Origin of the sequence: Limnohabitans sp. 2KL-1, from assembly GCF_003063435.1 — a bacterium.
Lineage (GTDB): Bacteria > Pseudomonadota > Gammaproteobacteria > Burkholderiales > Burkholderiaceae_C > Limnohabitans_A.
The window spans coordinates 180033-205022 of sequence record NZ_NESL01000001.1; the positions used below are offsets into that span (position 1 = coordinate 180033).

At 61.1% G+C, this 24990-nt stretch carries 25 protein-coding genes; 14 read left to right on the forward strand and 11 right to left on the reverse strand.

Features of this window, described 5'->3' with window-relative positions; genetic code table 11:
• Positions 1-169 precede the first annotated feature (169 nt).
• The 5 genes from B9Z47_RS00820 (at position 170) to B9Z47_RS00840 (ending at position 5708) form a co-directional block, all read left to right on the forward strand.
• The gene (locus tag B9Z47_RS00820) at positions 170-1324 is read left to right on the forward strand and encodes a homoserine O-acetyltransferase (protein WP_108329372.1); all 1155 of its coding nucleotides are present in this window, start codon (positions 170-172) and stop codon (positions 1322-1324) included.
• Complete coding sequence (gene metW / locus B9Z47_RS00825) at positions 1321-1905, forward strand: methionine biosynthesis protein MetW (RefSeq protein ID WP_108329373.1); 585 nt, start codon at positions 1321-1323, stop codon at positions 1903-1905. Before B9Z47_RS00820 ends, metW begins: the two co-directional genes overlap by 4 nt.
• A gap of 1 nt (position 1906) precedes the next feature.
• A complete protein-coding gene (locus B9Z47_RS00830) occupies positions 1907-3106 on the forward strand; it encodes a Bcr/CflA family efflux MFS transporter (RefSeq protein WP_108329374.1) in 1200 nt (399 codons plus the stop codon).
• Between the two features lie 66 nt (positions 3107-3172).
• Complete coding sequence (locus tag B9Z47_RS00835; RefSeq protein WP_369911569.1) at positions 3173-4783, forward strand: thymidine phosphorylase family protein; 1611 nt, start codon at positions 3173-3175, stop codon at positions 4781-4783.
• Positions 4784-4796: 13 nt separating this feature from the next.
• Complete coding sequence (locus tag B9Z47_RS00840; RefSeq protein WP_108329375.1) at positions 4797-5708, forward strand: ribose-phosphate diphosphokinase; 912 nt, start codon at positions 4797-4799, stop codon at positions 5706-5708.
• 24 nt (positions 5709-5732) lie between these two features.
• Here B9Z47_RS00840 and B9Z47_RS00845 read toward each other — a convergent pair whose 3' ends face one another.
• Together B9Z47_RS00845 and B9Z47_RS00850 are read right to left on the reverse strand one after the other, a co-directional pair.
• The gene (locus B9Z47_RS00845) at positions 5733-7067 is read right to left on the reverse strand and encodes an FAD-dependent oxidoreductase (RefSeq protein WP_108329376.1); all 1335 of its coding nucleotides are present in this window, start codon (positions 7065-7067) and stop codon (positions 5733-5735) included.
• Between the two features lie 10 nt (positions 7068-7077).
• A complete protein-coding gene (locus B9Z47_RS00850) occupies positions 7078-7386 on the reverse strand; it encodes a c-type cytochrome (RefSeq protein WP_108329377.1) in 309 nt (102 codons plus the stop codon).
• A gap of 427 nt (positions 7387-7813) precedes the next feature.
• On the opposite strand from B9Z47_RS00850, the gene B9Z47_RS00855 reads away from it, so the two are divergent.
• The 5 genes from B9Z47_RS00855 (at position 7814) to B9Z47_RS00875 (ending at position 12670) form a co-directional block, all read left to right on the forward strand.
• Positions 7814-8359 carry a VOC family protein gene (locus B9Z47_RS00855; RefSeq protein WP_108329378.1) on the forward strand — a complete coding sequence of 182 codons (546 nt, stop codon included), beginning with the start codon at positions 7814-7816 and terminating at the stop codon, positions 8357-8359.
• Between the two features lie 7 nt (positions 8360-8366).
• The gene (locus tag B9Z47_RS00860) at positions 8367-9236 is read left to right on the forward strand and encodes an alpha/beta fold hydrolase (RefSeq protein WP_108329379.1); all 870 of its coding nucleotides are present in this window, start codon (positions 8367-8369) and stop codon (positions 9234-9236) included.
• The gene (locus tag B9Z47_RS00865) at positions 9233-10840 is read left to right on the forward strand and encodes a bifunctional 3-(3-hydroxy-phenyl)propionate/3-hydroxycinnamic acid hydroxylase (RefSeq protein WP_108329380.1); all 1608 of its coding nucleotides are present in this window, start codon (positions 9233-9235) and stop codon (positions 10838-10840) included. The genes B9Z47_RS00860 and B9Z47_RS00865 overlap by 4 nt, the downstream gene beginning before the upstream one ends.
• Positions 10841-10850: 10 nt before the next feature.
• A complete protein-coding gene (locus B9Z47_RS00870; RefSeq protein ID WP_108329381.1) occupies positions 10851-11822 on the forward strand; it encodes a tripartite tricarboxylate transporter substrate binding protein in 972 nt (323 codons plus the stop codon).
• Positions 11823-11902: 80 nt separating this feature from the next.
• Positions 11903-12670 (forward strand): IclR family transcriptional regulator, encoded by a 768-nt coding sequence (locus B9Z47_RS00875; RefSeq protein WP_108329382.1) that lies wholly within the window; start codon positions 11903-11905, stop codon positions 12668-12670.
• 323 nt (positions 12671-12993) lie between these two features.
• On the opposite strand, the gene B9Z47_RS00880 is transcribed toward B9Z47_RS00875, so the two are convergent.
• A complete protein-coding gene (locus B9Z47_RS00880; RefSeq protein ID WP_108329383.1) occupies positions 12994-13248 on the reverse strand; it encodes a DUF2783 domain-containing protein in 255 nt (84 codons plus the stop codon).
• Between the two features lie 18 nt (positions 13249-13266).
• Complete coding sequence (locus tag B9Z47_RS00885) at positions 13267-14967, reverse strand: FAD-dependent oxidoreductase (protein WP_108329384.1); 1701 nt, start codon at positions 14965-14967, stop codon at positions 13267-13269.
• A gap of 213 nt (positions 14968-15180) precedes the next feature.
• Here B9Z47_RS00885 and B9Z47_RS00890 point away from each other — a divergent pair, with 213 nt between their 5' ends.
• On the forward strand, positions 15181-15954 hold the full coding sequence (locus tag B9Z47_RS00890) for a FadR/GntR family transcriptional regulator (protein ID WP_108329385.1): 774 nt from the start codon (positions 15181-15183) through the stop codon (positions 15952-15954).
• Positions 15955-15982: 28 nt separating this feature from the next.
• Here B9Z47_RS00890 and B9Z47_RS00895 read toward each other — a convergent pair whose 3' ends face one another.
• Together B9Z47_RS00895 and B9Z47_RS00900 are read right to left on the reverse strand one after the other, a co-directional pair.
• Positions 15983-17002 (reverse strand): tripartite tricarboxylate transporter substrate binding protein, encoded by a 1020-nt coding sequence (locus tag B9Z47_RS00895; protein WP_108329386.1) that lies wholly within the window; start codon positions 17000-17002, stop codon positions 15983-15985.
• Between the two features lie 27 nt (positions 17003-17029).
• Entirely contained in the window at positions 17030-17902 is an 873-nt protein-coding gene (locus B9Z47_RS00900) for an oxaloacetate decarboxylase (RefSeq protein WP_108329387.1), read from the reverse strand.
• Positions 17903-17973: 71 nt separating this feature from the next.
• Here B9Z47_RS00900 and B9Z47_RS00905 point away from each other — a divergent pair, with 71 nt between their 5' ends.
• Both B9Z47_RS00905 and B9Z47_RS00910 read left to right on the forward strand, forming a co-directional pair.
• The gene (locus tag B9Z47_RS00905; protein ID WP_108329388.1) at positions 17974-18768 is read left to right on the forward strand and encodes an SDR family oxidoreductase; all 795 of its coding nucleotides are present in this window, start codon (positions 17974-17976) and stop codon (positions 18766-18768) included.
• 133 nt (positions 18769-18901) lie between these two features.
• Positions 18902-19429: a lipocalin family protein gene (locus B9Z47_RS00910; RefSeq protein ID WP_108330010.1), complete on the forward strand. Its 528-nt coding sequence runs from the start codon at positions 18902-18904 to the stop codon at positions 19427-19429.
• Between the two features lie 3 nt (positions 19430-19432).
• Here the strand turns inward: B9Z47_RS00910 and B9Z47_RS00915 are convergent, their stop codons facing one another.
• The gene (locus B9Z47_RS00915) at positions 19433-20050 is read right to left on the reverse strand and encodes a hypothetical protein (RefSeq protein ID WP_108329389.1); all 618 of its coding nucleotides are present in this window, start codon (positions 20048-20050) and stop codon (positions 19433-19435) included.
• A 189-nt stretch (positions 20051-20239) separates the two neighbouring features.
• Here B9Z47_RS00915 and B9Z47_RS00920 point away from each other — a divergent pair, with 189 nt between their 5' ends.
• On the forward strand, positions 20240-21307 hold the full coding sequence (locus B9Z47_RS00920; RefSeq protein WP_108329390.1) for an oxygenase MpaB family protein: 1068 nt from the start codon (positions 20240-20242) through the stop codon (positions 21305-21307).
• Here B9Z47_RS00920 and B9Z47_RS00925 read toward each other — a convergent pair.
• The 4 genes from B9Z47_RS00925 to B9Z47_RS00940 form a co-directional block, all read right to left on the reverse strand.
• Positions 21276-21704: a c-type cytochrome gene (locus tag B9Z47_RS00925; protein WP_108329391.1), complete on the reverse strand. Its 429-nt coding sequence runs from the start codon at positions 21702-21704 to the stop codon at positions 21276-21278. The genes B9Z47_RS00920 and B9Z47_RS00925 overlap by 32 nt on opposite strands.
• 173 nt (positions 21705-21877) lie before the next feature.
• Positions 21878-22534, reverse strand: a complete 657-nt coding sequence (gene pcp, locus B9Z47_RS00930; protein ID WP_108329392.1) for a pyroglutamyl-peptidase I — start codon at positions 22532-22534, stop codon at positions 21878-21880.
• A gap of 14 nt (positions 22535-22548) precedes the next feature.
• The gene (locus B9Z47_RS00935; RefSeq protein WP_108329393.1) at positions 22549-23985 is read right to left on the reverse strand and encodes an NAD-dependent succinate-semialdehyde dehydrogenase; all 1437 of its coding nucleotides are present in this window, start codon (positions 23983-23985) and stop codon (positions 22549-22551) included.
• 92 nt (positions 23986-24077) lie between these two features.
• Positions 24078-24965, reverse strand: a complete 888-nt coding sequence (locus B9Z47_RS00940; RefSeq protein WP_108329394.1) for a LysR family transcriptional regulator — start codon at positions 24963-24965, stop codon at positions 24078-24080.
• Positions 24966-24990: the final 25 nt, after the last annotated feature.

Below are 24990 nucleotides of genomic sequence, written 5' to 3' on the forward strand. Positions count from 1 at the left end.
GGGCCTTCGCCCTTATACTCGCCCCATGCGCCGATTTGAACCCGATTGCGGGCGCCGGAACCACCAGAGTTCCGAAATTCAGCTAAATGGCGTGTGTTTCAACCCACTGAAGCCCGGCCCAGCTGACTGCGAAGCCGGGTTTTGTTTTTTGAACACCTGAACACTTTCGATGCTGATCGCCGAGCCCAAAAGCATGCTGTTTGAAGCCCCTTTGCCTTTGCAAAGCGGTGCGTCCATCCGTGGCTATTCGCTGAGCTACGAAACCTACGGCACGCTCAATGCCGACAAGTCCAACGCCGTGCTGATCTGCCACGCCCTGAACGCCTCGCACCATGTGGCCGGCGTCTATGCCGACCAGCCAAAAAACGTGGGCTGGTGGGACAACATGATCGGCCCCGGCAAACCGCTGGACACCGATCAATTTTTCGTGATTGGCGTGAACAACCTGGGCTCGTGCTTTGGCTCGACCGGCCCCATGAACACCCACCCCGACACGGGACGCGTGTACGGCGCAGACTTCCCGGTGGTCACCGTCGAAGACTGGGTCAACGCGCAAGCCAGACTGCTCGACGCCTTGGGCATTGAACAACTGGCCGCCGTGATGGGTGGCAGCCTGGGCGGCATGCAAGCCCTGAGCTGGACGCTGCAATACCCCGAGCGGGTCAAGCATGCGGTGGTGGTGGCCAGCGCGCCCAACCTGAATGCCGAGAACATCGCCTTCAACGAAGTGGCACGCCGCGCCATCGTGACCGACCCTGATTTTCATGACGGCCACTTTTACGAACACGGCGTGGTGCCCAAGCGCGGCCTGCGCATCGCCCGCATGATCGGCCACATCACGTATTTGAGCGACGACGTGATGAATGAAAAATTTGGCCGCGAGCTGCGCGAAGCCGTCACGCACAACGCCACGGGCTACAAATACTCCACGCAAGAAGTCGAGTTCCAGATTGAAAGCTACCTGCGCTACCAGGGCGACAAATTCAGCGAGTACTTTGATGCCAATACCTATTTGCTGATCACCCGGGCGCTGGATTACTTCGACCCGGCCCGCGCCTTTGGCGGCGACCTGTCCAAAGCGCTGGCCCGCGCCAGCTGCAAATTTTTACTGGTCAGCTTCAGCACCGACTGGCGCTTCTCGCCCGCCCGCAGCCGTGAGATGGTCAAGGCCCTGCTCGACAACCGCCGCGACGTGAGCTACGCTGAAATCGACGCACCGCACGGGCACGACGCTTTCCTGCTCGACGATGCGCGTTACCTGAACGTGGTGCGCTCGTACTTCGACAACATGGCCCATGCCCTGAACGAAGGAGGTGCCGCATGAGCGACCCCTTGATCATGCAAGCCATTGCACGGCTGGTGCCCCACGGTGCCCGCGTGCTTGACCTGGGCTGCGGCGATGGCGCCTTGCTGGCTTATTTGCAACAACACAATGGTTGCACTGGCTACGGTGTGGAGCTGGACGATGCCAATGTGCACGCGTGCGTCAAGCGCGGTGTGAACGTGCTGCAGCTGAACCTGGACGAAGGCCTGAGCCTGTTTGCCGACCAATCGTTTGACGTGGTGCTGCAAATCGACACCCTGCAACACCTGCGCAACGCCGAAACCATGCTGCGCGAGACGGTGCGCGTGGGCCGCGTGGGCATTGTGGCCTTCCCCAATTTCGCGCACTGGTTTAACCGCCTGAGCGTGCTGCAAGGCCGCATGCCGGTGACCAAGCGCCTGCCCTACCAGTGGTACGACACGCCCAACATCCGCGTGGGCACCTTTGCCGACTTTGGCGACCTGGTCCGCAAAAACCACTTGCAGGTGGTGGACGCTTTCGGTCTGCAAAACGGCCAGGAAGTGCGCCACTTCCCGAACCTGATGGCAGGCACGGCGGTCTACAAGCTGCAGCGCGGCTGAGATGCAGACCGCACAAGCCAAGATGGGCTCGCCCGCCCACAGCCCCTGGCTGATCGCCAACTTGCTGGCGCAAATCTCCTTTGGCCTCTTGGCCATGACCTTGTGCCTGCCCTCCATGCAGGAGTGGGGCACCATTTTTAACACCCGCCAGGCCGATGTGCAGCTGACCTTCAGTGGCTATGTGGTCGCCTACGGCGCTTTGCAGCTGGTGTACGGCCCGCTGTCTGACCGGCATGGACGCAAACCCATTTTGATGCTGGGCCTGGTGGTGGCGGGGCTGGCCTCGGTCATGGCCGCACTGGCCACCGACATCGCCACGCTCACCGCTGCCCGTGTGCTGCAAGGCGCGGGCAGCGCGGCCAGCATGGTGGTCAGCCGCTCCATGGTGCAAGACCTGTTCACCGGGCCACAGCGCACCCGTGTCATGGCCTACATCGGCATGGCGCTGGGCATGTGCCCGCCGCTGGCCACGCTGATCGGCGGGCAGATCCATGTGCGTTACGGCTGGCAAACCAACTTCGTGCTGCTGGCGGTGTTGGCGGCGGTGCTGCTGGTGGCCGCATGGCTGGGTTTGCCGCGTGTGGCCAAACCTGCGCCTGCACCGGGCCACTGGCTGCGGTCCATGCTCAGCGCCTACGCCCGTTTGCTGCGAGAGCCGCGTTTTTTGCTGTACGTCGCCATCCTCGCCGCCACCACCGCCACGTTTTATGCCTTCCTCGCCGGGGCACCCATCGTGCTCAAGGGTTACGGCATCGGCCCGGACGGGATTGGCTGGTTCATCATGGCCGTACCCGTTTCGTACATTTTGGGCAACTTCATGACGTCGCGGCTGATTGCGCAGGCGGGCGAATCGCGCGTGATGGCCTGGGGCCAGGCCCTGACGCTGGGCGGCCTGGTCGTGATGCTGGCGCTGGGGCTGTTTGGCGTGCAGACGGCTTTGGCTGTGGCCCTGCCGCTGCTCTTGCTGGGCTTTGGCCATGGCCTGCTCAACCCGCCTGCGCTGGCGGGGACCGTGGGCGTGCTGCCCGCGCTGGCCGGATCGGCCGCTGCCGTGGCTGGCCTGATGCAGCAGCTCACCGGGGCCACCGGGGGTTATCTGGTGGGCCTGGTGCCGCACGAAGGCGCGGTCAACCTGGGCTGGATGATGCTGGCGTTTGCCCTGACCGGCGCGACAGCGCAGTTTTTTCTGCGCAGGCATTGAGCCACTGCAAGGCCTGATGCCAGGCAGGTCTGCCGCAGCGGGCGTTTTCGGTGTAGGCTGAAACCCATGGACACTCCTGCCCCAACCAACCTCACCTTGTCTGCCACCAACGCCTCGCCTGCCAGCACTGCAGAACGGGCATCGCCCCTGTCCTTGCGCCGTGTGGCCATCGACACTTACCGCGAAAACGTGGCCTACCTCAACCGCAATTGCGCCATTTACCGCGCCGAGGGCTTTCAAGCGCTGTCCAAAATACAAGTGCGGGCCAATGGGCGGCATGTGTTGGCCACACTCAATGTGGTGGACGACGACAGCATCGTGGCCTGCGGCGAAGTGGGCTTGTCCGAAGACGCCTTCCAACATTTGGGCATCCCTGACGGGCACACCGCATCGGTCTCTCAGGCCGAGCCGCCCGCATCGATGGAAGCGCTGTTTCGCAAGATCAACGGTGAGCGGCTGGACAAGCCAGACTTCCACGCCATCGTGCAGGACATCGCCGCGCACCACTATTCCAAGATCGAACTCACGGCCTTTGTGGTGGCCACCAACCGGGGCGAGATGGACCGCGAAGAGGTCTACTTCCTGACCGAAGCCATGGTGGCAGCTGGTCGCCGGCTGGACTGGCGCGAGCCGCTGGTGGTCGACAAGCACTGCATCGGCGGCATCCCCGGCAACCGCACCTCGATGCTGGTCGTGCCCATCCTGGCGGCCTACGGCATCCTGTGCCCCAAGACCTCGTCTCGCGCCATCACCTCGCCCGCAGGCACGGCCGACACCATGGAAGTGCTGGCCGATGTGGAGCTGCCTTTTGAAAAGCTGGCCGAGATCGTGCGCACGCACCGGGGTTGTCTGGCCTGGGGCAGCACGGCCGATCTGTCGCCCGCGGACGATGTGCTGATCGCGGTCGAACGGCCGCTGTCGCTGGACTCTCCCGCGCAAATGGTGGCGTCCATCCTGTCCAAAAAAATCGCGGCGGGCTCCACCCATTTGGTGCTCGACATCCCGATTGGCCCCACCGCCAAAGTGCGCTCCATGCCCGAAGCGCAGCGCCTGCGCCGGTTGTTTGAATACGTGGCCTCTCGCATGCACCTGTCGCTTGAAGTGGTGATCACCGACGGCCGCCAGCCGGTGGGCCAGGGCGTGGGCCCCATGCTCGAAGCGCGCGACGTGATGCGCGTGCTCGAAAACGACCCGCGTGCACCCAACGACCTGCGGCAAAAATCGCTGCGGCTGGCCGGTCGCCTGATCGAAGCCAGCCCGGATGTGCGCGGCGGCGACGGCTTTGCCATCGCACGCGACATCCTCGACTCCGGCCGAGCGCTCAGCCGCATGCAGGCCATCATCAACGCCCAAGGCGCACGCCCGTTTGACCACAACCACCCGCCGCTGGGCGCACTCACGCTGGAGGTGTGCGCCCCTGCCGACGGCGTGGTGATCGGCATCGACAACCTGCAGATCGCCCGCGTGGCCCGCATGGCCGGAGCCCCCAAAGTGCAAAGCGCCGGGGTGGACCTGCTGCACAAACTGGGCGACAGCGTCAAACAGGGCGCGCCTTTGTTTCGCGTGCACGCCGCCTACCCGAGCGATCTGGAATTTGCCGCGCAGCTGTGCCGCAAAGCCAGCGGCTACACCCTGGGTCAGGCCGATGAAGTGCCGCATGTGTTTGTCGAGTTTTGAAGAAGGTGTGCGGATGTCTGAACGCGGTGCATTGCTCTACTTTGAAGACGAGACCCCCACTGCCTTGCGCCTGGCCGAGGCCGCTGGGCTGGTGCCGCACCGGGTAGAACGCCACCGCTTTCCCGACGGCGAAACCCAGCTGACCCTGCCCGCGCACTTGCCCCCGCGTGTGGTGCTGCTGCGCAGCCTGCACCAGCCAAATGACAAACTGACCGAGCTGCTGCTGGCCTCGCCCACCGCACGCCAACTGGGCGCACAACACCTCAGCCTGGTCGCGCCCTACCTGGCCTACATGCGGCAAGACATGGCGTTTGCCCCAGGCCAGGCCGTGAGCCAGCGCATCGTGGGCACCTGGCTGGCCACGATGTTTGACGCGGTCATCACCGTGGACCCGCACCTGCACCGGGTGACCACCCTGGCCGAAGCGGTGCCCGCCCATCAGGCCATCGCGCTCAGCGCGGCACCGCTGCTGGGCGACTGGATTGCGCAGCACCGCCCCGGCGCTTTCTTGCTGGGGCCCGACAGCGAATCAGCGCAATGGGTCACCCAAGCCGCCGCTGCCCACGGCCTTCAACATGCGGTGTGCAGCAAAGAGCGCCTAGGCGACCGCGCTGTACGCATCGCGCTGCCCGCATGCGACCTGCGCGGCCAGGCCGTGGTGCTGCTGGACGACGTGGCCAGCAGCGGCCACACCCTGGCCACCGCCGCCGCGCTGGCCCTGGCCGCAGGCGCGGCCAGCGTGGACGTGGCCGTGACGCACGCCCTGCTGGCAGGCGATGCGCTGCAGCGCATCCATGCAGCTGGCGTGGGCGAGTTCTGGAGCACGGACAGCGTGGCGCATGAAAGCAATGTGGTGGGATTGGCGTCGATGCTGGCGCAAGCGCTCAGGGCATGTGAACCGGCCGGAAGCGTTCTGGACAGGTGAAACGCTCCGGCGATGGTGGCGTCATCACGCAAAAGTTTCGGTCATCAAGGTTTTGTACCAAGTGGACATTTTGGTGAAATTTCCGGTGCTCGCGCCATGGGCTTCGGTCGGCCCAGTTTGGGTGCTGATTTGGTCCCGGGCCACATACTTCCAGCTCGAATCAGGCTGTCGTTCGTACTGGTAAACCGCTGTGAGCCAAGAGGCCAGCGTGTTGCTCAGGGGCGAGTAACAGGCGGAATTCGCCGTCGGCGTGGCATAGGGTTGCTGGTTGGCAAACAGGCGCAAGATGGCATCCGCGCAAATCTTGGCACCTTGATTGCCGACGTGACCTGCTTTGGGCAAAGACGTTTTAGCCGCGTCACCAATCACATGGATGCCGGGTTTGATCGTGCTTTCGAAAGAGACGCCATTGACGGGTGCGAACCCCGTGTCGTCACACAGGCCCATGCTTTGCGCGATCAAGCCGGCCCTCTGGGCTGGGATGATGTTGAGCAAATCACCGGCATGGTTTTCGGTAAACCCGGTGCCCACGATGTCCACCGTCACCGTTCCGCTGTAGTTGGCGGTGCCAGCCGTGATGAATTTGATTTTTCGCCCCGCCAGGTAAGTCAAGTTATTGCCGTACAAGGTGCTGAAGGCATTTTTGAAATTGGCCGGCTCGGCCATCACATCGGGGTTGGCATCGAGCACCACGATGCGTGCGCCCGGCTTGTTCCGTTTGAGGTAGTCCGCAATCACACAAGCGCGTTCGTAAGGACCGGGGGGGCAACGGTAAGGTGCCGGCGGAATGCTCATGATGAAGGTGCCCGTGGGTGGCAGTGCGAAGAGCAAATCGCGCAACTGGGTTGTTTGAGGGCCTGCTTGCCAAGCATGCAGGACCGCCGTGGGTTGGGCGATGTTGTCCAGTACGGTGTCAAAGCTGATGCCGGGGGCGACCACAACGCGGTCACAGCTCAGCGGTGTGGCCAGTCCTGCCACGTTGACATTCCAGCCTGAACCATTGGCGGACACGCCGGTGACGCTGCCTTTGACGATTTTCACGCCGTAATTGGTGGCGAGCTTGCTCCAGTTGTAGTTGAGCAGGGAAGGCAGGTACTGGCCTGTGACGACCAGATTGCTCATGATGTTGGAGACATAGGTGGTCGAAGGTTCAACGATCGTCACATCGACGGTCTTGTTGCTCCAAAGGCGCAGGTATTTGGCCACTGTGGCACCGGCCATGCCGCCACCGATGACCACAATTTTTTTAGTGGGGGCTGCCAAGCCAAAGGCCGGGAACGTGGTGGCCAATGCGGTCCCCGCACCCATGGCGGTCAGAAGGCGTCTGCGGCTGAGCGAAAAATCAAATGGACTTGTCATGGCTGTCCCCTTATTTCTGTTTGGAGAAGTAATCGGCAATCATGTCCAATTGCTGCGAGGTGTATCCACGGGCATGTGGGACCATGATGCTGGAGCCAGCCGACTTTTTGCGCATGTCGTTGAGCTTGTTGAGCATGTCCTGCTTGCCATCGCCAGCCAAGGCATCAAAGGCCCCACTCTTGCCGTTCGTGCCATGGCATTGAAAACATCCCGATGCCAGCAGGCGGGCATCGTTGGCGACAAACTGAGCCGGGCTGGTTGCGGGCAGCAAAAAAGCCCAGGCTGTCAATGCGCCCAAAATCCATGTTCGTGTGTGCATGGTGCGTCCTTTGATAAATATTTTCGTATTTATCAATTCTGACGAATATAAGCGCCGCAAGCGTTGATTTAAATCAATGGGGAGCGAGCGCAGTGGTGACGTTTAGGACGCGTTCTCAGGGAGGCTCATGGTAGACATGGGGTCTGAAAAACGCGTGGCGGCAACCCGTTTCTTGACACTCATGACCGTCCAGGCCAATGTGCAGCTTCAGGCCAAAGTGCCACTGCTGGCCTTTGCGTCAGTCGGATCAAGCAGCTGATCGTCTGTGCGCTCACCGATGTGTGCCGCACTCTTTGAAGCACGACATTTCAGCATGCTGATTGGCCCATCAAATCCCACCTAAGGGTTTGCCCTAGATGGAGATGGTGTCAGACAAATTATGATAATTCCCATTTAATGAACTTTATTCCCATTAAATGAGAAAGATTTGAAATTGAAAATTCCAAATGCGCAACTGACCCATGCGGGGGTCTACGTCAAAAACATGGAAGTCATGAAGGCGTTCTATACCAAGTACCTGGGTTTGATCGTTGTCGATCAGGGGGTCTTGAATGGAACGGAACTGACGTTCCTGTCCCGTTCCGACAATGAGCACCATCAGGTTGTGCTGGCGCATGTGCCCTCGCGGGTCATGGATGGGGCAACCACCCTCAACCAGATCTCATTTCGCATGGACAGCCTCAGAGATCTCAAGACCTATTACGAGATGCTCCTTCCGCACTCATTGGAAGGCATGGAGCCGCGCCACCATGGCAACAGCTGGAGCTTCTATTTCTTTGACCCTGAAGGCAACAAAATCGAAATCTATGCCGTCACGCCTTGGCAAGTGCATCAGCCATGGCGCGCGCCGCTTGACTTGCTGGAGCCTGAAGAAAAGATCCTGGCGGATACCCAGCGGTATGCAGATGCATTGCCTGGCAGCGTGCCCTTGGAAATGTGGCGCGAAGAAATGCGTCAGAAACTAAAAGGATGACCATCACATGAACAACTACAGAAGCATCTGGACAGCACTGATTGATGTGCCATTTGAGCAATCGTGGATTTCAGTCAAGAACATCCGCACGCGTTACGCGCACGCTGGCCAAAAGGGCAAACCGGTCGTCATCATGCTGCACGGTACAGCGGGCAGCTGGGAGGGGTTTGCAGAGAATCTCGGCCCCCTGTCCAAGCACTTCGATTGTTACGCGATCGACATGATTGGCTGCGGTTACACCGACAAGCCTGATATGCCCTATGAAACGGACGTGTATGCCCAGCATGTCAAAGACTTCATGGATGCCATAGAAATCACGCAGGCGAGCGTGATTGGTTGTTCGCTCGGATCGTGGGTGGCAGCGCGTCTGGCGCTGAACCATCCAGAACGTTTGGAGACAATCACCCTGTTGTCTGCAGCGGGTTACTTTGCCAATGCCGCCAACATGAACCGGATAAAGGGCGCACGGACCAAGGCTGTTGATGAACCCACATGGGAAAACATCAAGCCCATCTTTGATCATTTGATCCACGACGAGGCCAACCGAATCCCGGACATCATTGCCGTGCGGCAGCGGATATACCAGCAGCCTGACATGCCGATGGCGATGATGCACATCCTGTGTTTGCAAGACCCTGAAATTCGGCAGAAAAACCTGATCGCAGACGCACAGTGGGCAAGCATCCAGGTGCCAGTACTGGTCATTGCCTCTTTAGAGGACAAGGACGAATATTTGGAGACGGCGAAAAAAGTTTCCCAGCTGATGCCACACGCGGAATATGTCGAGATGCCGAACGTTGGCCACTGGCCGCATTTTGAAGATCCCGACACCTTCAACCGCCATTTCATCCATTTCCTGAACAAGCACAAACCATGAGCGAAACAATCAAAGCCGACGTTGTCATTGTCGGAGCGGGGCCGTGTGGCGTGACTCTGGCCAACTACCTGGGTGTCTATGGCGTTAGCACACTGTTGATCGAACGCAGTCTGGAGGTGCTCGACTACCCGCGTGCGGTAGGCGCCGACGACGAGGCACTGCGTTCATGGCAAGGTGTCGGTCTGACACAAGCGCTTCTGGATGACATGGTTCAAAACGCACCTGCGCGTTATTACAACTCCAAAGGCCGGTGCTTCGCCGAGGTGGCGCCAGCCGAACAGCCGTATGGTTGGCCACGGCGCAATCTCTTCATTCAGCCACTGACGGAAGTCACATTGCGCAAAGGCTTGCAGCGTTACCCGAATGTGCGCATCGAGTTGGGTATGGAGATCGAAGGCCTTCAGCAGAACGCATCGGGTGTCTTGCTGCAGGCGAAAGACAGCAGCGGAAAGAAGTTCAACATTGAGGCGGCATATGCCGTAGGTGCAGACGGAGGGCGCAGCACGATCAGGGACTTGATCGATGTGAAGCTGATCGGCAAGACGCATGCCAATAAATGGTTGGTCATCGATGTGCTGAACGATCCGCTGTATGCGCCCTACACGGCGATTCACTGTCATCCTGACAGGCCCAGCATCTCCATCCATCTTCCTTATGGTTATCGACGGCTGGAGTATCAACTCAAGCGCGATGAACGTGATGAAGATGTGCTCAAGCCAGAAAATATTGAGAAGTTGATGCGTCTTCATTACAAAGACTTCGACCAATTGCCGGAAATGAAACGTGCACGCATTTACTTGCACCATTCACGCATCGCGGAAAAGTTTCAGGTTGGCCGGGTTTTTCTCGCGGGCGATGCCGCTCATTTGCAGCCCCCGTTTTTTGGACAAGGCATGAACTCGGGTCTGCGCGATGCGACCAACCTCGCGTGGAAGTTGGCCTGGGTCGTCCAAAAGAAGGTCAGCCCCCATATTTTGGAAAGCTACAACAGCGAACGCCGTGAGCATGCCTTGGCCATGGTGAACTTTGCAACCTGGATTGGCTCCTTCTACAAGCCGTACAGTCGTATTACAGAATTATTCCGGGACATCTTTTTTCGCGCCATCCAGAGCTTGCCAGGTGCGAAGGAGTATGTGTTGCAGCTGAAGTTCAAACCGATGTCACGCTATGTCAATGGCATCGTTTTGCATCATCCGGAGAACGTGGCCCGCAAGGACAACCCGGTAGGTCGCTTGTTCATGCAACCCACATTGCAAGCCAATGGTTCTGCGGTGAAGATGGACGATCTGATCGGACCGAATTTCTGTGTGATTGGGATCAACAAAGATCCCGCCGAAGTGCTGAACCTGCGCAATGCCGAAGAGTTGCGACAAGCGGGATTTCAGACGCTGTACATCCGTCCATCGAAATCAATAAGCCATGTAAAAACTCCTGAGTCCAGATCGCTGGATGCGGAAGACATGCAAGGCAAATTTCGCGACTGGCTGCTCAGAAATCCCCAATGGCAATTCGTTGTGCTCAGGCCAGACCGGTACGTGGCGGCGGTGAGTTCAGCCCAGGAGCTGAACACAACGGTCGAAAGCTTGCTCAAGTTGATGAAATAAGGAGACATTTGTGAAACTGATCAAAAACCTGCTGACAGCGGCCATCGCCGCATGCCTGTCCCTGAGCGCACATGCGCAGGACTATCCAAACAAGCCCATACGCATGGTTGTGCCTTTGGCACCGGGCGGAGGTGGCGATGTGGCAGCAAGACTCGTTGCCACAGAGATGGGAAACATTTTGGGTCAGAACATCATTGTCGAGAACAAGGCGGGTGCGAGCAGCGTGATCGGCACAAGCCAAGTGGCGAAATCTCCCGCAGATGGCTATACCTTGCTGTTTGTAACGGACTTTCATTCGATCAACGAAGCGATGAACCGCTTGGGAAAATTGGCCAACAAACTGCCCTATGAATCTCTCAAGGATTTTGAGTCAGTGGGTCAAGTTCTCAACTTGCAAATTGTTTTGCTGGCGTCCAAGAAGAGCGGTATCAAATCGATGCAGGAGTTGACGGCCAAAGCCAAATCGATGAACGGCGCGATGAGCGCAGGCATGCTGGGCGAAGGCAGTCCTCATTACCTTGCTTTTTTGAACATGCAGCAGATGGGTGGCTACGAGTTGATTGAAGTGCCCTATGGCGGATCGGGTCCTGCAACGCTTGCCCTCCAGGCAGGTGATGTTGATTTGGCGTTTGCCACCATTGGCGCAGGGATTCAAATGGAGAAAGCCGGGCGTGCAACGCCATTGGCTGTTTCGGGTCCCGTACGTGATCCCTTGGCACCGACCATACCCACGATTGCCGAAACAGGTTATCCCGGCTTCGCCATTCAAAGCTGGATGGGACTCCTCGCGCCCAAGGGCACTTCGCGAGAAAAATTAGTGCTGCTCAACAATGCCTTGAACAAAGCATTGGCCAATCCAGAGCTTGCTCAGAAAATCAAAGCCACTGGCATGTATCCCGCCCCGGCATCGCGAGAACACTTCGCGACCTTGATTTCCCAGGAAGCTGACAAATTAGAGAGAATTTACAAGAACAAGAAATAGTTGACGGGCCGGGACTTGCATATCTAGCGCATGGGTCCGAGTTACCATGACGGCGACCTGAAAACAAGGACACAGAAATCATGCATGCCCCGGCGATTCCCTCATTGGCAAACTCCACCGCTGACCGCGTCATTGAGATTCTGCTTTTGTTCAGCTACGAAAAGCCTGCCTGGACAGCGCTTGAACTGGCGCAAAAAATGGACATGCCCAGAAGTACGGTGTACCGGTATCTGGGCTCACTAAAAAATAGCCAACTCATTCTTGAAGACGGAGATGGCTCTTTTAGGCTCGGTCCAAAGATTCAAGTTTTGGCAAGTGTCGGCAGGGCAACAACCAGCTACCTCGGGTTGGCGCGCGAGGAAATGCTCAAACTCTCCGACCGTTTCAATGAAACGGTACTGTTCAATGAGCTGGTCGACTTCGATGTGGTCACACTGGAACGCATTGAGAGTCGGCAACGGATACGCTTGGCATCGACTCGCGGTAGCCTCTTGCCTTGGCCAGCCACAGCGAGCGCGAAGCTGTTTCTGGCCTATGCCTCACCGGAAAAGCTCAGCCAAGTATGGTCCCTCAGCAGACCACATGCTTACACCAGCAGCACGATCGTTGACAAAGATGCCTTGCTCTACGAACTGAAGAAAATTGCCCACGAAGGCTACGCCTATTCTGATGAAGAGCGCGATGAGGGGGTGGTCGGCGTGTCTGTCCCGATCATCACAGGCCATGAAGTGAAGCATTGTCTGTCAATGGTCGCCCCCAAATTTCGTGTGGGCGCGCAAGATTTGGAACAGATGCGCGACGCCTTGCTGGAAACTGCCAAGGTCATCACGAGGCATCGCAGTGACTGAGACCAGACCGCCCTACTGAGAATTGCAACGGGGCTATTCAATCCAACGAATTCGATAACCGCCATCTGCTGAAACTCACTGATGATGGTGGGGCACCATAACGTAAGTGACTGATTTCATTAAATTTCAATCCGACTCAATCATTAAGCGTTGTTGGCGTGGCTCATTGAACCTTGTACTTTGATCGAAATTGACCCACAGAGTTCTGATTTTTTTAGGGTCCCAGCAACAACTCCTCTACCCGCCTACTTTGACTGCTGGTTGAATGACTCACTTGCAGCGCCATGCAGAGCTATCCAACGCGCTGCAACGCTACCCCGTCCTCAGGCGCTTTGACGCGCAACGTGCAACGCCTCCCGCAACACCCTCAAGTCCCCAATGTGATTGGCCAGCAGCAGGATCAGGCGGGCATTGAGCGCTTCGCTTTGTTCGTCGCTCAGGCCGTTGTGGGCTTCGATCAGGTGTTCATAAAACTCGTCGCCAGGTGAGAAGTCACGGAAGAAGCGGCGGCCTGTTTCGTGGAAGTTGGGTTCTGTTTTCAGGGCGGTGGTTGTGTCGGTGTTCGTGTCGGTGTTCATGTCAGTCCTTGGTACGGTTCAGGCCTGGCCGATCTGGCTTCCGAGGGCGCGGGCCAATGCGGCCTGCACGGCGTGGGCGTTCAGCTTGCGCCAGCGGGCCACCACATGCTGGTCCGGGCGCAGCAGGTAGGTGGTGCCGGGTTGGGCGTCGTAGCGCTTGGCCACGAGGCCTTGACTGTCGACGATCACATGGATGCCCGGGATGTTCAGGGGGCTGGATGCGACGATGAGGGGCGTGACTTTTAAGGGCCGGGTCTTCGCGCCCGGAGTGACGCTCCCACCGGACTCTTGCAGGGCATGGAGTTGGGCCAGCACCTCGGGCGAAGGCACAGCGTCCACAAACAGCAGCAGCTGAAAGCCCTTGCCCACTTGGTCGAGCAGCCAGGCGTCTTGTCCGTTCACTTGCACGGGGGCATCGTCCATCGGTGCGCCGGGCACCATCTGGCCTTCAAAGGCGTCGGTGTCGGGCGTGTTGAGCACCGATTCGGTCAGGAAAGACGGCATGGACAAGCGGCCCGAATTCACCAGCTTGCGCGCAAACGGGTAATGCTTGGCCAGCGCCAGCACCTGGTTGCGAAAGGTCTTGCTGGTGCGGCTCTTGGGCGTGATGAAGTCGGTCGAGCGGGTCGAGTTCATGATGTTCTCGTCGGCCGCAAACTGGCGGTCGTGCGCGTAGGTGTCGAGCAGTTTCTCGCTGGCTTGGCCCTTGATGACCAAGCCCAGTTTCCACATCAAATCATCCGCGTCCTGAAAGCCCGAGTTGGCCCCGCGTGCGCCAAAGGGCGAGACCTGGTGCGCCGCGTCGCCCACAAACAGCACGCGGCCATGGCGAAAGTCGGTCATGCGGCGGCACTGGAAGGTGTAGATGCTGACCCACTCCAGCTCAAAAGGCCGGTCGTCGCCCAGCATGGCTTGCAGGCGCGGAATGACTTTTTCGGGCTTCTTTTCTTCTTCAGGGTCGGCATCCCAGCCCAGCTGAAAGTCGATGCGCCAGACGTTGTTGCTTTGCTTGTGCAGCAACACGCTCTGGTTGGGGTGGAACGGCGGGTCAAACCAGAACCAGCGCTCGGCCGGGTAGTCGGCTTTCATGATCACGTCGGCGATCAAGAAGCGGTCCTGGAACACGCGGCCTTCGATGTCCAGGCCCAGATGGCGGCGGATCGGGCTGCGCGCACCGTCGGCCACCACCAGCCAGTCCGCTTCGATCTCGAACGTGCCGTCGGGCGTTTCCACGGTGAGGGTGGCATGGTCGTCATGGCGGGTGACTGCGGTGACCTTGTGCTGCCAGCGGATGTCAGCGCCCAGTTCCAAAGCTCGGGCAATCAGCATTTCCTCAACGTGGTACTGCTGCAGGTTGATCATGCCGGGGCGCTTGTGGCCCGCGTCGGGCACCAGGTTGAACTGGTAGACCTCGTCTTCTTCGAGGAAGGTGCGGCCAATGTTCCAACTCACGCCCATGTCGCAGGCTTGGTCGGCAATGCCTAGGCGATCCAGAATTTCGAGCGAGCGCTTGGCGTAGCAGACCGCCCGCGAGCCGACCGAGACGGTTTTGTCGTCGTCCAGCACCAGTACGTCCAAGCCCTGCAGGCGGGCGTCGATGGCAGCAGCCAGGCCCACCGGCCCTGCGCCAATGACGATCAGCGGTTTGCGCTGCGGCGGTGTGGCCATCAGGTCGGCAGGCGACTTGTAGGGATAGATCGGGTTGACGTAAGCACCCATGTGACGAGCTCCAAAATGGTCAGAAAGCACCTTGGGGTGCTCAGGATGAATTTACTATGGATAAATGAATTTACCTAAACGTAATTCTAAGCGAGGGTCTTGTGGCTGGCAATGTCCGGGCAAAGTTGACCCCGATGGGCGGGCTCCCGTCCGCGTGACAGCCAGAAGTCGACAGACAAGTTAAGCTGAACTTGTTTTTTGTATGACAAGCGTATGAGTCAGAACTTCACCCCCGTCTCCAGCGGTGCCCGCCTGTCCGATCAGGTGGCCGAACAACTGAGCGCCGAAATCAAGCAGGGCCGCCTGGCACCCGGCGACAAGTTGCCCACTGAGGCGCGGTTGGTCGAGCAGTTTCAGGTCAGCCGCACCGTGGTGCGCGAAGCGGTGTCGCGCCTGAAATCGGTGGGGCTGGTGGACTCGCGCCAGGGCAGCGGGGTGTTTGTGAAACCCACGTTGCCGATTGCACCGTTGCACTTCGAGGCGCAGCACGCGGCCTCGCAGGAGGCGGTCATTCAGATGGTGGAAGTGCGCCGCGCCCTGGAGGCCGAGGTGGCCGCACTGGCCGCACAGCGGCGCAGCGCCAGCGACATCCGCCGCATCGAAAAAGCCGTCCAGGCCCTGCATGACGCGGTGAAGGCGGGTGGCAACGGTGTGGCCGAGGACGTGAATTTCCACCGTGCGATTGCCGAAGCCACGCGCAACCCCTTCCTGATCCAGACGCTGGAATACCTGAGCCAGTTTGTGCATGGGGCCACGCAAGTCACGCGGGCCAACGAAGCGCGGCGGGTCGACTTTGCGGCCGAAGTGCAGTCCGAACACCAAGCCATCTTGCAGGCCGTGCAAGCCGGTGACCCCGACCAAGCCCGGCAAGCGGCCGCCACGCACATGGGCAACGCCATCAACCGCATTCGTAACGCTGACCCGTCGTTCTGGGTGCAGGAAGGTGAACGGCTGGCGCAACCCTTGGTCAAGGGGCTGCGCAGCTGAGCGCCCGGGCATTCTGCCCCGGGGGCGATCACTCGGCCTTGATGTTGGCCGTCTTGACCACCGCCGCGTAGCGCGACAGGTCGCGCGCCATGTCGCGGCCAAACTTCTCAGGGCCGCCGGGGCTGGCGGTGATGCCCAGCGTGTTCAGGCGCTCGCGCACCACCGGGTCGTTCAGCACCGCGTTCAGCTCGGTGTTGAGCTTGTCCACAATGGCTCGGGGCGTTTTGGCCGGGGCCAGCAAACCGACCCAGGAGTTGATGTCGAAATCGGGCACACCTGCTTCGATGAAAGTCGGTACATCGGGCATGGACGGCGCACGCTGCGCGCTGGACACGGCCACCGCATGCAGCTTGCCCGACTTGACGTGCGAGATCGCCCCCGCCACGGCGGTGTACACCAGCGGGATGGTGCCGCCCAGCAAATCGGTCATGGCCTGGCCACCGCCTTTGTAGGGGATGTGCGTCAGGTTGGCCCCCGTGCGCTGTTTGAGCAATTCACCCGCGATGTGCGGCGTGCCGCCCGTGCCGGATGTGCCGTACGACAAGCCGCCCGACTGGGTTTTGGACAAGGCAATCACATCTTTCAGTGTCTTGGCCGTCACGCCCGGGTGCGCCACCAAAATCAAAATGGCATCCCCAATCTTGCCGATCGGGGCGAAGTCTTTGGCGGTGTCAAAACCGACTTTGGGAAACACATGCGGGTTGATGACCAAGGTGCCGTCAAAACCCAGCAGCAAGGTGTAGCCATCGGGCTCGGCTGCGGCCACCATTTGCGTGCCGATGTTGCCCGAAGCGCCGGGCTTGTTGTCCACGATCACCTGTTGGCCCAGCCGCTTGGACAGTTGCTCGGCGATCAGGCGGCCGCTGGTGTCGGTCACGCCGCCGGGCGCAAAGGGCACCACCAAGCGAATGGGTTTGGCGGGGTAGGCCGCTTGCGCCGCTGCCGTGCCAGCGCTCAGGGTCAGACCGCCGCATGCTGCAGCCATCAGGCCGGTGCTCAGCGCAGCTTTGAGCCATGGGCGGCGGCCTGTCGTGTTCTTGTTTTGCATCGTTGTCTCCAAGGGTTTCAGGGGGAATCAATCGGGTTCAGCGTAGTGCTTTTCAAAAGCCCACACATCTTCAAAACCCATGAGCCGGGTCAGATCGGCAAAGTCGTACAAAGGCGTGGTGCCCTTGGCCGATGAGCCCGTGTCCTTGAACTGCTGGTACACCTGCGTCATGGCCTGCACGCTTGCCAGCAAGGCGGTGACCGGGAAGATGGCGATCTTGTAACCCAGCGCTTCCAGCTCGGGGCGGGTCAGCACAGGGGTGCGGCCTTTCTCCACCATGTTGGCCACCAGCGGCAGCTGAAAGCTTTGGCCAATGCGGCGCATTTCTTCTTCGGACTCGGGCGACTCGACAAACAAAATGTCGGCACCGGCTTTGGCATAAGCCTCGGCCCGGCGCAGCGCTTCATCAAGGCCCAGCGTGGTGCGGGCATCGGTGCGGGCGATGATCAAAAAGTCTTTGGAGTCGCGCGAATCCACCGCCACCTGGATCTTGCGCACCATGTCGGCCATGGGAATGACGCGGCGGCCTGGCGTGTGGCCGCATTTTTTGGGGAACTCCTGGTCTTCGAGCTGGATGGCGCAAGCACCCGCCGCCTCGTAACCCCGGATGGTGTGGCGCATGTTGAGCAAGCCGCCATAGCCCGTGTCGGCATCGGCAATCAGGGGCGTGCGGGCCATACCGGCCATGGCGGTCACGCGGCCCACCATGTCACTGTAGGTGGCCAGGCCGGCGTCGGGCAGACCCATGTGCGAGGCCACGGTGCCGTAGCCGGTCATGTACAGCGCATCAAAGCCAAAGCTGTCGGCCAAGCGCAGCGAGACCATGTCAAACACACCGGGGGCGACCACAAGGCCGGGCTGGTTCAAACGCGCACGCAGTGCAGTGGTTTTGGAAGTCATGGCGCAAAGGTTGGGTCAGAGTGATTAAATAGTGAAGATCAGAATTTTCCATTTCAGCAGAAGAGCACCCCATGGACCTGCACCTAAGCGACAAACACATCCTCATCACTGGTGGCAGCAAGGGCATTGGCCTGGCCTGCGCGCAGGGCTTTCTGGCAGAGGGCGCCCGCGTGAGCCTGGTCTCGCATGATGTGGGCAACTTGGCAAGGGCGCAGCAGCAGCTGCTGGCCGCCAGTCCCGGTGCACGCATCCACACCGTGGCCGCCGATTTGCGCCACGCATCGGCCGCGCTCGCCGCGCTGGATTCGGCTGAAGCCGCGTTCGGGCCGGTCGATGTGCTGGTCAATTCGGCGGGGGCGGCCAAGCGCACGCCCGCGCCCGAACTCACACCCGAGGCCTTTGCCGATGCGATGCAGGCCAAGTACTTCACCTACATCCACATGATCACCCCGACCCTCCAGCGCATGGCCGCACGCGGCCAAGGCGCGGTGGTGAATGTGGTGGGCAACGGCGGCAAGGTGGCCAGCCCGGTCCACCTGCCCGGCGGTGCGGCCAATGCGGCACTGATGCTGGTGAGCGCCGGTCTGGCCGCGGCCTACGGTGCGCAAGGCATCCGTGTGAACGCGGTCAACCCGGGCTTGACCTTGACCGATCGACTGCACGAGGGCTTTGCCGCTGACGCCCGTGCGCAAGGCTTGAACCCGGACGAGGTGATGGCGCAATCGGTGGCCAAAATTCCGCTCGGTCGCATGGCCGATCCCGAAGAAATTGCCAACGCGGTGCTGTTTCTCGCCTCGCCCAAAGCCAGTTACATCACCGGCATTTGCATGAGCATGGACGGGGCACTGAACCCCATCGTGGTGTAACCCACAGACGCCGACAGGGCCCCTGTGTCATGCTGAGCCTGCCGACTCCCATTTCCACTTTTTTGAAACCCGCAAAACCATGACCATTGCCAAAACACGGGCGCAGCGCCTGTTGGATACCTCCCGCCAATGCATGGCCTTTGCCCTGTTGGCTGGGCTGGCCGTGATGGCGGCGGCGCAAGCCGAACCCGAGCCCTTGCAAACCGTGCCCTCGCTGGATGTGCCGCGTTACATGGGCACTTGGCACGAAATCGCCAAATACCCCAACTGGTTCCAGAAGAAATGCGTCAGCAGCACGCAGGCCACCTACACGCTGCAAGCCGACGGCCGGGTGCAGGTGCTCAACCGCTGCAAAACTGACCAAGGCGAGTGGAGCGAAGCACTGGGCGCGGCCAGGCAAATCGGCGGGCCCACGTCAGCGCAACTGAAGGTGCGCTTTGCCCCCGAGTGGCTGTCGTTCATTCCGCTGGTGTGGGGCGATTACTGGATCGTCGAGTTGGACCCGGACTACCAATGGGTGGTGGTCAGTGAGCCCAAACGCGAGTACTTGTGGGTTTTGTCGCGTTCGCCGCAAATGTCTACGGCAACCTACCTGAGCCTGTTGGGCAAACTGGAAACCCTGGGCTTCGACCTGAAAAAAATCGAGCCCAGCCGGCGTTGAGTTTCAGTGCGCCGCTTCGGCCTCGCGCACTTGTTGGGCTTCACTGGCCTGCAGCCAGCCTTGTTGGGCGGCGTCTTGCGCCAACTGGGCGATCAGGGCGCGGGCATCGGCGTTGACCAAGGCCACCGGCTGCAGGCGCAGTGCGGCATCCGAGAAATGGTGCACCACCTCGGCCACATCGTCTGCGTCCAACGCGGTGGGTTTGTAGACCGGGCTGCAAGGCGCTTTTTGACCCAGCGCCCGGTAAAACACCGCCGCCAGGTGGCTTGATGCGCCGTACACGCTGCGTTGCTGGCCTGCGGCCGTCACACGCAGGGTGTAACCGTATTTGCCCTTGACACACTCGGCTTCGGTGATGTCCTTCAGGGCGAAGTGGTGCACCAGCGTGCCGGTGTCGTTTTCTGAAATCAGCAGGTTCCGGTCGGTCAACAACCACAGACCACGCCCGGCCAGGACCACACGGCCCAGCACATAGCCCAACACCCGTTCATCGGGCTGGATGTGGTCACGCATCTGGTCCACATCGGCTTGCTTGAGCAGCTGCGCGCCGTAGGGATTGTTGCCCTCGATCAGCAATTCACTCAGTTCGTTGCCGTTTTTCAAAAAGTCCAGCCAGGCCATAGGGGTCTCCAAATAAGCCCGACATGTTCGGTCATGCAGCCTGGCGGCAGACACCCGCGATGTGCAATGGACTTGTTTTGTGCCGGGTTATTCGGGCAGATTGGGTGAGCTGCGGCCAAGGCCTTTGCGCCGGACCCTGCACGGCAGCGCCCGCTGAACCACACTGCTGATTTTGCGAACCAATGGACCATGGTCAGACCTTCTTTTTTCCAATCACCGTTGGCACGGCGCACGCCCGTGGGGCAAGGCCTGAGCGGCGCTTTGAGCGGCGGTTTGTGTGGCGCTTTGAGTGGCAGTTTGTACGCGGCGTTGGACGCCTGGCACCCACTGGGAGCGCCCTGGCACGCGCAGTTGGTAAACCAACTCAAAGACCAGCTGGGCCAACGCGTGCGGGCCATGACCGGGGCCACAGGCGATGCCCGGGACTTTTTGCAGCCTGCGGGCGACCCCGGCCTGTTCGGCCCGGACTCGGCCGCCTGGCAGGTGCATGCGCACTTTGTGGCCATGATGACCGGGGGGTTGTCGTCGCTGCTGCTGCAGGCCCTGCACCCGAGGGCGCTGGCCGCCGTGTGGGACCACTCCAGTTTTCGCACCCAGTTGCAGGCACGGCTGGGGCGCACCGCCTTGTTTGTAGCCACCACCACCTACGGTGGCACGGCGGCGGCTTTGCAGACCATCGAGCGGGTCAACCGCATCCACGCGCAAATTCGCGGCACCTTGCCCGATGGCACGCCCTATGTCGCCAACGACCCCGTACTGATCCGCTGGGTGCATTTGGGCGAGACGACCAGCTTTTTGCGGGCTTACCAAGACCTGTCTTTGCAGCCTTTGCCCACGGCAAGACAAGACCTGTACTTTGCCGAAATGGCGCAAATTGGCGAGCGCCTGGGTGCTCACGACCTGCCCCTGACACGGCATCAGGCCCTGACGCAATTGCAGGCTTACCGGCCCGAACTGCGGGTGGACGAGCGCACACGCGACACGGTGGCCCTGATCGAGCATTACCCATGCGCGCCCATGGACCGACCCCTGGTCAGCCTGATCGTGCGGGCCGCTTTTGACATGCTGCCCGACTGGGCCCTGGACCTGCTGCAGCGTGAGCGCAGTTGCCCGCTGCAACAGGCCGCCGTGCGCACCGCCTTGCAGGGCATGGGCGCATCGCTGGCCTGGGCCTTTGCCGACACGGGCGTGGCGGCCCGTGCCCGCCAGCGCATGTCACTCGGACTCAAGGCTGCTGAATCGTCTCCAGGTACTTGAGCAAGGACACGATGCGGTTGCGTGCCGACCACTCGGCGGTGCGCGGCGAGTCGCTGGGGTGGGTCATGGCGCGGGCCTTGAACTCGTTGCCCCAGACCGGCATCTCGCGCGAGCCGTGTGGCCCGGACTCGCCCGACCAGCGGCCATCGATCACCTCCCACATCAACTCCTGCGGAAACTTGCCGCCGTTGCGCTGCGCGATCGTGGTCAGATCGGCGGGGGGCTTGACCAAAAACGAGTGGACCGGGCCATCGCCCTTGCCCGCTGCACCGTGGCAACTGGCGCAGTTGTCCTTGTAGTCGGCGCGGCCCAGGCCCACCGAGGTTTGCGCCCACGATGCGGCCGTGACGCTGAGAAGGCTGGCAATCACCGCCTGGCTGATGGTGTGGTTTTTCATGTTGGCTCCTGTTCCTCTGAAACAAGTGCCATCATCGGAAAACCGGGGCCAAGGGTCTGTGTGCTGTCGCGCCAAATCGCCGGCATAGGGCTACCGGTAAGCATGTACCGGGATTTGGTAGAGGGCCTTGGCGACGGTTCGTGCGCTGGCTGGCCAGGGTGCTGCAGGGGGCGTCAGTTCAGTGTGCCGCCGCTGATTGCGGCATCGCCCAGCCCCTGCTGTCGGTGCGCCACCAGCAACGCCAGTGCATGCTGCACCCCTGCGGTCTGGAAGCTGGCAGGCCAGCTGGGCAGAGTGGGCCCTTTCCATGAGGCGGCTTGCTCGGGCAGCAAGGGCAAGTGCATGAAGCCGCTGTGCACCCCACGCCCGGCCAGCGTGTGCTGCAAGGCATAAAACACCTGGTTGCAGACAAAGGTGCCCGCCGTTTGCGACACCGAGGCGGGGAAACCGGCCGCCTTCAAACCCGCCACCAGCGCCTTGATGGGCAAGGTGCTGAAGTAGGCCGCAGGGCCGTTCACCATCACCGGCACATCGATGGGCTGCGCCCTCGCGTTGTCGGGGATGCGGGCGTCCATGACATTGATGGCCACGCGCTCGACCGAGAAATCACAGCGCCCCTCGGCCTGGCCCAGCGCCAGCACGATATCGGGGCGGTGCTGTGCCAGGGCTTGCTGCAAAGCGGGCAGCGCCTGCGCAAACACGCAAGGCAGCTGCACCGTCGTGACCTGCACCCCAGCGATCACCGCACCCTGCAAGGCACGGGCCACCTCCCAGGACGGGTTGAGACTTTGCCCGCCAAAGGGCTCGAAACCCGTCACCAGGACACGCATGAGCGCCGGGCCTTTCAGGCGTTGAAGATCGACACGGTTTTGGTGTTGAGGTAAGCCTCCAGCGCCTCAGGGCCGCCTTCGGAGCCGTAACCGGAATCCTTCATGCCGCCAAAAGGCAGCTCGGGCCAGGGCGCAGCGGGTTGGTTGACCCAGAGCATGCCCACGTCCAGGCGCTGGCTGAGCTGGTGCATGGTTTTCATGGAGTTGGTGAAGGCGTAACCGGCCAGACCAAAGGGCAGGCGGTTGGCTTCGGCAATGGCGTCTTCGATCTTCTCGAAGCTGCGGATCGCGGCGATCGGGCCAAAGGGCTCGTTGACCACCACATCGGCGTCCAGCGGCACATGCGAGAGCACCGTCGGCGCAAAGAAGTTGCCTTGCGTGCCAATGCGCTCGCCGCCCGTGAGCACCTTGGCACCTTTGGCACGGGCGTCTTGCACGATGGCCTGCATGGCGGCCAGGCGGCGATCGTTGGCCAGCGGCCCCATCTGCGTGCCTGCGGCCATGCCGTCGCCCACCTGCAGGGCCTGGGCTTGGGCGGCAAACTGCTCGGCAAAGGCGTCGGCAATGCTGTGGTGCACCAAAAAGCGGGTGGGCGAGATGCAGACCTGGCCCGCGTTGCGGAACTTGGCCGCGCCCGCGGTTTTCAAGGCCAGGGCGATGTCGGCGTCTTCGGCCAGGATGACCGGGGCGTGGCCGCCCAGCTCCATGGTCACGCGCTTCATGTGCTGGCCCGCCAGGGCAGACAACTGCTTGCCCACAGGCGTGGAGCCGGTGAAGGTGATCTTGCGGATCAGCGGGTGCGCGATCAGGTAGTTCGAGATTTCGGCGGGGGTGCCGTAGACCAGACCGATGACGCCCGCAGGCACGCCCGCATCATGGAAAGCGCGGATCAGCTCGGCGGGCGCTGCGGGCGTTTCTTCGGGCGCTTTGACGATGATGGAGCAACCCGTGGCCAAAGCGGCGGACATCTTGCGCACGGCCTGGTTGATCGGAAAGTTCCAGGGCGTGAAGGCGGCCACAGGCCCCACGGGCAACTTGAGGACTTGCTGCTGCACCTGGATGTTGCGTGGCGGCACGATGCGGCCATACACGCGGCGGCCTTCTTCGGCGAACCACTCGATGATGTCGGCGGCCGACATGGCCTCGACCTTGGCTTCGGCCAAGGGCTTGCCTTGTTCTTGGGTGAGGAGTTCGGCAATTTGCGGGGCGCGTTCGCGCATCAGCGCAGCGGCCTTGCGCATGATCGCGCTGCGCTCGTTGGCTGGGGTGTCACGCCACAACTCGAAACCCTTTTGCGCGGCTTGTGCGGCCCGCTCCAGGTCGGGGATGCCGGCATGGGCCAGGCGGCCGATTTCGGTGCCGGTGGCGGGGTTGAACACGGCCAAGGTGCGGCCGCCTTCGGCATCGCACCATTGGCCGTTGATGAAGAGTTGAGTGTGGGGGTAAGTCATAAAGCGTCCAGTGGGCAAACAAACAAAAAAGCCATTGTGGCGGGAAACCGGGCGCGTGCCGTCAACACTGTGACACGGCACGGGATGAAGGGTCATGCCCCTTGCAGGGCAAGCGAGAGGTGCTCGATCAGCACATTCACTCGGTGCGGGATGTAGCGGTTGCTGGGCAAGACGGCGTAAATGCCCAGCGGTGGGGCTTCAAAGTCCTGCAGGATCTCGACCACCTCGCCGCTTTGCAAAAAGGGCTCGGCAATGAAGTCGGGCTGCAAGGTGATGCCCATGCCTTGTGCGGTGGCCTGCACCAGAGCCAGGCCATTGTTGGCCTGGATGCGGCCGCGCACCGCAAACGACTGCAACTGGCCTTGCACGCGGTAGGGCCAGCTCGCCCCCTTGGGGCTCATGGAATAAACCAGGCACTCGTGGTGACGCAACGCCTCGGGGTGGCGCACGCTGCCGTGCTCAGACAGGTAGGCGGGCGAGGCCAGCGTCAGCAAGCGGCAATGCCCCAGGCTGCGCACGATGTCGCCGGGCTGCAGGTCGGCGGTGATGCGGATCGACAGGTCAATGCCCTCTTCGATCAGGTTGGCCCGCTGGTCCGAAAAGTCCATCAACAGCTCGATGTGCGGTTGCGCCTTGGCAAACTGCAGCAGAGCGGGCATCAGCCGCTGCAGGCCAAAACTCAGGGGCAGGCCCAGGCGAATGCGTCCGCGCGGCACGGCTTTTTCTTCGTCCAGACTCGATTCGGCGGCGTCCACCATGTTCAGGATCACACGGCACTTTTCGAGGTAGGCCGCACCCGCGGGCGTGAGGGTCAGGCTGCGGGTGCTGCGCGTGATGAGCTTGACGCGCAGGTGCTTTTCAAGCGCCGCGATCTGGCGCGTGACCACCGAGCGGGCCACCTGCAGCTGGTCGGCCACGGCGGTGAAGGTGCCCGCCTCGGCCACACGCACAAAGATTTGCATTGCATCGAGCTTGTCCATTGTTGCTGATTCTGCAACAAGACAA

Coding starts and splice junctions, on each gene's coding strand:
- B9Z47_RS00880 (WP_108329383.1), bottom strand. CDS start 13,248: ATGAACACCGACACGAACACCGACACAACCACCGCCCTGAAAACAGAA.
- B9Z47_RS00885 (WP_108329384.1), bottom strand. CDS start 14,967: ATGGGTGCTTACGTCAACCCGATCTATCCCTACAAGTCGCCTGCCGAC.
- B9Z47_RS00900 (WP_108329387.1), bottom strand. CDS start 17,902: ATGACTTCCAAAACCACTGCACTGCGTGCGCGTTTGAACCAGCCCGGC.
- B9Z47_RS00865 (WP_108329380.1), top strand. CDS start 9,233: ATGAGCGAAACAATCAAAGCCGACGTTGTCATTGTCGGAGCGGGGCCG.
- B9Z47_RS00830 (WP_108329374.1), top strand. CDS start 1,907: ATGCAGACCGCACAAGCCAAGATGGGCTCGCCCGCCCACAGCCCCTGG.
- B9Z47_RS00835 (WP_369911569.1), top strand. CDS start 3,173: ATGGACACTCCTGCCCCAACCAACCTCACCTTGTCTGCCACCAACGCC.
- metW (WP_108329373.1), top strand. CDS start 1,321: ATGAGCGACCCCTTGATCATGCAAGCCATTGCACGGCTGGTGCCCCAC.
- B9Z47_RS00845 (WP_108329376.1), bottom strand. CDS start 7,067: ATGACAAGTCCATTTGATTTTTCGCTCAGCCGCAGACGCCTTCTGACC.
- B9Z47_RS00820 (WP_108329372.1), top strand. CDS start 170: ATGCTGATCGCCGAGCCCAAAAGCATGCTGTTTGAAGCCCCTTTGCCT.
- B9Z47_RS00860 (WP_108329379.1), top strand. CDS start 8,367: ATGAACAACTACAGAAGCATCTGGACAGCACTGATTGATGTGCCATTT.
- B9Z47_RS00910 (WP_108330010.1), top strand. CDS start 18,902: ATGGCCTTTGCCCTGTTGGCTGGGCTGGCCGTGATGGCGGCGGCGCAA.
- B9Z47_RS00905 (WP_108329388.1), top strand. CDS start 17,974: ATGGACCTGCACCTAAGCGACAAACACATCCTCATCACTGGTGGCAGC.
- B9Z47_RS00940 (WP_108329394.1), bottom strand. CDS start 24,965: ATGGACAAGCTCGATGCAATGCAAATCTTTGTGCGTGTGGCCGAGGCG.
- B9Z47_RS00920 (WP_108329390.1), top strand. CDS start 20,240: ATGGTCAGACCTTCTTTTTTCCAATCACCGTTGGCACGGCGCACGCCC.
- B9Z47_RS00890 (WP_108329385.1), top strand. CDS start 15,181: ATGAGTCAGAACTTCACCCCCGTCTCCAGCGGTGCCCGCCTGTCCGAT.
- B9Z47_RS00895 (WP_108329386.1), bottom strand. CDS start 17,002: ATGCAAAACAAGAACACGACAGGCCGCCGCCCATGGCTCAAAGCTGCG.
- B9Z47_RS00915 (WP_108329389.1), bottom strand. CDS start 20,050: ATGGCCTGGCTGGACTTTTTGAAAAACGGCAACGAACTGAGTGAATTG.
- B9Z47_RS00925 (WP_108329391.1), bottom strand. CDS start 21,704: ATGAAAAACCACACCATCAGCCAGGCGGTGATTGCCAGCCTTCTCAGC.
- B9Z47_RS00840 (WP_108329375.1), top strand. CDS start 4,797: ATGTCTGAACGCGGTGCATTGCTCTACTTTGAAGACGAGACCCCCACT.
- B9Z47_RS00850 (WP_108329377.1), bottom strand. CDS start 7,386: ATGCACACACGAACATGGATTTTGGGCGCATTGACAGCCTGGGCTTTT.
- B9Z47_RS00875 (WP_108329382.1), top strand. CDS start 11,903: ATGCATGCCCCGGCGATTCCCTCATTGGCAAACTCCACCGCTGACCGC.
- pcp (WP_108329392.1), bottom strand. CDS start 22,534: ATGCGTGTCCTGGTGACGGGTTTCGAGCCCTTTGGCGGGCAAAGTCTC.
- B9Z47_RS00935 (WP_108329393.1), bottom strand. CDS start 23,985: ATGACTTACCCCCACACTCAACTCTTCATCAACGGCCAATGGTGCGAT.